This window comes from Streptomyces sp. NPDC048473, assembly GCF_043200155.1.
GTDB lineage: Bacteria > Actinomycetota > Actinomycetes > Streptomycetales > Streptomycetaceae > Streptomyces.
Genome location: NZ_JBICXE010000049.1, coordinates 44,043 through 46,258, shown reverse-complemented (window position 1 = coordinate 46,258; position 2,216 = coordinate 44,043). Strand labels below are relative to the sequence as shown.

Below are 2,216 nucleotides of genomic sequence, written 5' to 3'. Positions count from 1 at the left end.
CCTGCGCTGCTAATCGAACAGTCAGCAAAGCTACACAGGCACTGCGGCCGCCCACTTGACGGCTTGGGACCGTGAGGCGTCTGATGCGGCACTAGAAGCCGCGGATCAAGCCGCCCCTCCACCCTGATGGGCGGCAGGGCGATCTCCTCCGGCGGAATGGGCGTGCCGGGCATGCCGGCCAACAGCTCCATGCCCTCGGCCCAGACACCTCGCTCGTTCCAACGGCGCCAGGTGCTCGCCACTGTCGCCCAGGGGCCGTACTGCTCGCCGATCTCACGCCAGGAACAGCGACTGACGGCCTTGTGCAGCAGGGCCTCCAGCATCAGCCGCGGGGGCCGCGTCGGCCGTCCCGCGGACGGGCCCGTGAAAACGGGCTCCGCTTTCGCCCAGGCTTCATCCGTCAGCGTCGGTACGACGCCACCGTTGGCCCGGAACCACTGGGCCACCTGATCATCCTTGCTCTTGCGCGACGGAACGTCGCCGAGGAGCGTCACACGAACGTCGAGCAAGTCCAAGACTTCCGCCTGCTCGGCAGGAGTAAGCAGCAGCGCGAACCCCAGCCGCGTCCCGCCCCGCTTGCCCGCCACCAACTGCAGCTCGTCATCGAGCACAGTCCAGTGCTCGACCAGCTCATCCATGCCCACCGGCTGCCGACCCATGGCCGCACATCATGGGGTGCCGGTAAGAATCGCGTCACCACCCGCAAATGCGCGTTTTGCAGTGCCGAACCCGGTCACCGCAGACTGTCGCCATGATGCCCTCGATGGCTCACTGCATCTCGATCGGTACGCCCGGCGAGGATGAACTTTCAGGCTGCACCCGGTACGCAGAACCGTCGGAATGGTGCTGCACGGCTGGCGGCATCGATCCGCCCGGGGACATCAACGCCCGCGAGGCGACTGCCTTTCACGAGGCAGGGCACACCGTCCTCGCCCTCATCCAGGGCGTCCACGTTCCTGCGATCCGCGTGAGCACCGAACCCGGTACGTCGGGCTGCGGACATCCGCAGGGCTTCGCCGGGGCCAACGAGAATCTTGGCCAGCAGCTTCGGCTCGCGCCTCTGGAGCGGGCGCTGGTCGTGCTGGCGGGCGGCGGGCGGGCCGAGACCGCCTGGCTGGGTGAGACGGGCGTAGAAATGACCGATACGCGGTCCTTCGCCGTGGAGATCGGCGGTCTTGACAACCAAGTCCGGGCCCGCAACCTGCTTGCCCGGCACTGGCAGGAGATCGAGTACGGAACCGGTCACCGCCTGCGCGACTACTGGCGCCATCAAGGCACTGCTGACCTGCTGCTGACTGAGAGCTGGGGGAAGGTCTGCACACTCGCGGCGGCCCTGCTCACGTGCAACCGCCTCACCGGGGACCAGGCCGCAGAACTGATCGACCTGTCCAACCCACCACTGCTCGGATATCCGCCCCCTGCGGCTGGTGACGCGATTCTTACCGGCACCCGAAGTGCTGCGAACCCGCTGCAGCAAAACCGGTGTTGCGCCCGGGGTGTCCACCTGTCCCTGGCGCACGACTGACGTGGCTTCTCCCACCATCGGATGCGCAGGCGGCATGGAGCGGGTGGACCGGTGGCGCACCCCGGCGCGTGGTGATTCCGTCCGGCTTGTCATGTGATTGTCCTACTCGCTACTTGTGCTTGGGCGGGGGTATACGCACTCCTTCCTCCGGCTTCGCGGGTTCGGTTCAATCAGTTGAGGCCAGATGTCGCCTACTCCAACTGTTCTTTCCGTCCGCCCCGACAGTCTTATTTTCCTGTCGCTGAGGTGACTGGGCCTCTCCGTGCAGGACATCCGGCGCGTGCGCGGAATTCACCCACCGCGAGGAAAGAGGGTAATGGCATGTCAGTATCTATTGCTGAAGTCGTCCCGGATTCGGGACCGGATTCAGGCGGCAACACCGTTACGATCAGCGGCTGCGGGCTGGCTGACGTCGCTGCTGTCAGCTTCGGTGATGTTGCGGCGACGAGCTTCACCGTGGACTCCGATAATGCGGTCACGGTTGTGGCACCGGCGGGGACCGGAAGTGTTCCGGTGACCGTCACGGCGGGCACTGGCGCCAGTGACAGCGTCGTCTACACCTACATCGGTTCGCCGACAGCAGCGCCGGTTATTGCGGCGATTGCTCCGCAGGCGGGGGATCCGGCCGGGGGCAGCGACATCATCGCTGTCGGTTCCGGGTTCACCGGCGCCACCGCAGTCTCCTTCGGCG

3 protein-coding genes are annotated in these 2,216 nt (G+C 66.3%); 2 read left to right on the top strand and 1 reads right to left on the bottom strand.

The features are described from left to right. On the bottom strand, window positions 1-638 hold a 638-nt coding region (locus ACGFU7_RS40650), incomplete at its 3' end, for a transposase (protein ID WP_393703050.1). A 125-nt stretch (window positions 639-763) separates the two neighbouring features. On the opposite strand from ACGFU7_RS40650, the gene ACGFU7_RS40645 reads away from it, so the two are divergent. After that, window positions 764-1,525, top strand: a complete 762-nt coding sequence (locus ACGFU7_RS40645) for a hypothetical protein (RefSeq protein WP_393703048.1) — start codon at window positions 764-766, stop codon at window positions 1,523-1,525. Window positions 1,526-1,846: 321 nt separating this feature from the next. Then, a partial coding sequence (locus tag ACGFU7_RS40640) for an IPT/TIG domain-containing protein (RefSeq protein WP_393703047.1) occupies window positions 1,847-2,216 on the top strand: 370 nt, incomplete at its 3' end.